Source organism: Methylobacterium sp. WL18 (assembly GCF_008040015.1).
Lineage (GTDB): Bacteria > Pseudomonadota > Alphaproteobacteria > Rhizobiales > Beijerinckiaceae > Methylobacterium > Methylobacterium mesophilicum.
On record NZ_VRVD01000399.1, the window covers coordinates 1 to 4,375 of the forward strand.

2 protein-coding genes are annotated in these 4,375 nt (G+C 64.1%); both read right to left on the reverse strand.

Annotation, left to right across the window (positions count from 1 at the left end):
- Positions 1–321 precede the first annotated feature (321 nt).
- Positions 322–3,318 (reverse strand): hypothetical protein, encoded by a 2,997-nt coding sequence (locus tag FV228_RS21505; protein WP_187277852.1) that lies wholly within the window; start codon positions 3,316–3,318, stop codon positions 322–324.
- Between the two features lie 912 nt (positions 3,319–4,230).
- The coding region (locus tag FV228_RS21510; protein WP_147856469.1) for a helix-turn-helix domain-containing protein at positions 4,231–4,375 on the reverse strand (145 nt) is incomplete at its 5' end.

Here is a 4,375-nt window from a genome sequence, read left to right on the forward strand (position 1 = left end):
CGACATGATCGATGACGAGTCCGCGCGGAATTACCGAGTTGGGATGCAGGCTGCGAGGCATGGCAGGATCTCCGACGACCGAAGCCGAGATCCATCAACTCCCCTGCACCGAAAGTGAGTCAGACCCTAGGGCTGACCCCCCTTGTCGATCTGGCCCGCGTGAGCCGTGAGCGCGAAGGTGTGGGCGTCGAAGATCGTCGGCACGCTATCTCCCCTCAACGGATGCACCGGCACGCGCGCAGGATAGCGCATATCGCGCGCGCGCACCGGCCCGTCGGTGGGGAACGACCCGAGCGGCGGTGGCGTTCGGGCCGTTGCGTGTCAGAGTTGGCCGCCGAAGCTGAGCAGGCCTCCGACCGCCGTGGTGCCGAGTGCCGTCGTCCGCACGGAGGCGGTCGCCGACACGGTGAGGCTGTTGCCGAGGCCGAACGCCAGGCCGGTACGCGCCTCGCCTCGGGTGCGGGTCAGGTCGGCCTTGTAGCCGAAGTCGCCGATGTAGTCGGCATGGGCCGTGAACCGCATCGTCGGCTTGCGGACAGCCTGCTCGATCTCGACCCCCGAGATCCAGCTGAGGCCCGTCGTCAGCGGCACCGAAACATCCGCGCCGAGAAAGGCGAGCGTGCTGCGGTAGACGATCCCGTCGTACTGTACGGGAAAGCTGACATTGGCTTCCGTGTAGCATTGACGGGTGACGCGGCTGGTCCTGACCCCGCCATGCCAACCCAGCACCAGATCCCCGAAGACCGGGAGGGACTGCCCGATCTCGAGCGTTCCGGCGAGGCCGCCGATCCGGGCGTTGCCGGTGCCGGCCTCCGTGGCGGTGGTTTGCAGGCGGCGGATATCGGCATGGTACTGGCTGGCCGCCAACGCGGTGCGCATGTACCACGCACCCCCCGCGTAGGGTTGGCTCCAGTTGAGGAAGGCCCCCGCGCCGACAGCGTTGCGGTTGTCGTTGAACGCCGGCGACGGCAGGGCCCGGTAGGGCGCGTAGCTGAGATGGCCGCCGACCGTGAGATTGTCGGTCAGGCCATAGCTCAGGGGCAGCGTCGAGAGCGTATCGGTGCTGCTGCCGTCGGAGACGATCCCCGCGCTGGCCGACCAGCAGAGACTCCCGCGGCTGCAGGACCAGGTCTGCTGCAGATAGGCGAGCGACTGGCGCTGGATCTCCAGAACCGAGAACGTGTCGTATCGCAGCCGGGCGACCGACCGGCGCGTGTTCGTCACATCGACGAGTTGGGTCCGAACGTCCGTGGACGGCGCGGGGGTGGTCGAGGTCTGGGCGGGAGCCGGAGCCTGTGCCGGGGTGGTTGAGACCGTCGGAGCCGGTTCCGGGGCCGGTGCCGCGGGCTGCCCCTGCACCGACGCAGGCGTTGGGGCGGAGGCCTGCCCCGCCGCCGGGACGGAAACTTGGCCGGCTGTGCTGCTCTGGGTCTGGGTCCGGGCGGTCGAGGGCCCGCTGGCAGGCGTCGCCGGATAGGTGATCTTCCACAGGACGGCGTGGGGATCGCCCGAGTCGGTCTCGGAATAACCCGCTGCCACCCGGCCGTCAGCTGAGAGGGCCTGGACCTCGGACACGCCGCCGCCATCGGACCTCAGGGTGCCGAGATCGCTCCTGCTGCGCCACCCGTCGCCGAACCAGACGACGCCGTGCGCGAACCCCGAACTGGTGCTCGCCATGCCGCCGGCGACCCGGCCGTCGGCGGACAGGGCCCGCACCCAGGACGAGCCGCTGTTGTCGGCCCGGAGCGTGCCGAGGTCGCGCTTCTCCGACCAGCGCGATCCGGACCAGAGCGCTGCATGGGTGTAGCCGGAATCCGTCGTGCTGCTGCCCGCCGCCACGGTGCCGTCGGCCGACAGCGCCCGCACCGTCGACGTGCCCCGGTTGTCGGATTTCAACGTGCCGAGATCGGTCTTGGTCGTCCAATTGGCGCCGGACCACAGGGTGGCGTGCGAATAGACGTCCACGCTCCGATCGGGGGCCGCATAGCCGCCGACCACGGACCCGTCCTTCGACAGTGCGTAGGCCCAGGACGTCCCGGAATTGTCGGACCGCAGGGTGCCGAGATCGGTCTTGGTCGTCCAGTTCCGCCCCGACCACAGCGCCGCATGGGTCGTCCCGGAATCGACGCTCGACTCGCCGGCCGCGACGCGCCCGTCATCGGACAGGGCGTAGACGCCGGACGTGCCCGACTGGTCCGATGTCAGGGTGCCCAGATCGGTCTTGGTCGCCCAGCGGTTTCCTGACCATACGATGGCGTGCAGCCTCTGGTCGGCGTTCTCGGCGATCCCCGCGATGACGCTGCCGTCCTTGGACACCGCGTAGGCCTTCGCGGCGCCGGTGTTGTCGCCCCTTAAGGTGCCGAGATCCTGCTTCTGCGACAGGTCGGCGCCCGACCAGGCCGCGGCACGCATGTTGGGACCCTGGCCGTCCGCATACGAATCCCCGACCGCGACGCTGCCGGTGGCGGAGAGTCCCCAGATCTCCGAAGCCCAGCCATTGTCGGTCTTGAGCGTGCCGAGATCCCGCTTGTCGCTGCTTCCGATCGTGGGGGCGGCCTGAACCTGCCTGTCCGTGCCGGTGGCGGGCGTCGCGTTCTCGACGGTGATCTTGGTATCGTTGTCGAGTACGCGGTGGAGTTCGTCGGACGTCAGGGAGATGATACCGGCATGTCGCGGCGAGAGCTGGTTGACGTCGGAGCCCGAGACGGGCGTGAAGGTCTTGAAATCCGTCGTCTTGACCAGCTGAAATCCATTATTCATGTAATTGTCGTACATGACGATATAGCCGCTGCCATCGTTCAGGCGGTAAGCCTGCGGCCCTTCGACGGCATTGCTGGTCCTCTGCACCTCATCCTGCGAGGGCATGATATAGCCCCAGGTCAGATGGTCGGACACGGCATGCTTGATGACTCGGAGCCGGGCCGTGCTTCCCTGAGGCGACGACTCCGCCTTCATCAGCATATGATATTTGCCGTCTTGTTCGGTGATATCGTAGTCGATGTATCCGACGCCGTCCCGAGCATAGAACAGCTGTCTGGGTGTCTCAGTCAGCGCCGTAAAATCGCGGTTGGTGTGGGCGTAATAGGCCTTGTAGGGATCGTTTGATCCGACGGTCAGATAGACCATGTTCCGGTCGGTCAACGGATTGTAGGCGACCTGCGGGGCCCAGGCGGCGTGGAGGCCGGGGAACAAATTTGGATACTGCTTTTCGAAGTTGACGGTCGAGGATTTCCAATGAATGAGGTCCGGAGATTGCATCAGGACGATGCCCCGGTTGCTTCCCCAACCCTTCCAGCTCTGCATATCGGTTGCGGTCATGACGAAATTGCCGTCCTGCCCACGGTAGATGTAAGGGTCTCGAAGGCCGCCCATCTCGGTGTGACTTGCGTCAATGACGGAATTGCCATTGTTTAGCTTGTTAAAACGGCGGCCATCCAGGCTGTAGAGAACTTCAACGTCTCCTCCCACGGGCGATTGCCCGTAAAATATGTCAATAAATATCCGTCGTACGGCGGATATTCTCCCGCTGCAAAGCTGCCGCTGGATGTAATTTGAAAGCATATCGCTGTAGCGGCGATTTTTATCGCGCGTTTCATTGTGTATCCCCCCTGTTTTATATTTTTGACCAGTTCTTATTATCCATGCCGCCTCCTGATCATCGCGCAGTTGCCTGATGCGCGACGGGATTGGGTTGCCCGAAAAACCGCCGGGTCAGATCACGGCGTCCGGCGATTTTCAGGCAAAACGGAAAGATTATTGTCAATATTGATCGTATAGACCGCGTCGATTGCCAGAAAAATTCTAGCATATTTTCAAGAAGACAGACTACCGCGACGCTTCACGAAGCGAGCCTATGACTGAAAGGCCGAGTCGGAGCATAAGACGCATTAAATTGCCGACGCAACAGCAAAAATGCAAGTTTATGCCAAACATCATAGATGAGGTATAGATTTTGAAGCGTACATATATTCGGTCGGAAGACCAATGACCCACGCATCGCGGATTGATCTTCATCCTGATCGAAAAGATCAGATATTTTCGCCCGTCATGGCGAGTCCGCAAGCGCCGGGGCGAAGGCGACCCTCCTGTTGCCGGTTTGCGACAGGGCCTCGGTGCGGACTCCCGGCATGTCGGTACAGCCCCCTGCGGAGGGGGCGCGGGATCCGACGATGTTCGGCTGGCAGGCGTTGATGTCTGCCGGTCGACGGCCGCTTCCGAATGACGGCCCGCTCACCCCGCGCCGTTCCGCCTGCGGAATTCGGCCGGCGTGATGCCGACGTGGCGCACGAAGGCGCGGCGCAGGGTGTCGGCGTTGGCGAACCCCGTCAGGGCGGCGACCTGCTTGGGCGGGAGGCTGTCCGCCTCCAGACAGCGC

Excerpts from the sequence above, each read along its gene's own strand:
- FV228_RS21505 (WP_187277852.1), bottom strand. The coding sequence starts at position 3,318 with ATGACCGCAACCGATATGCAGAGCTGGAAGGGTTGGGGAAGCAACCGG.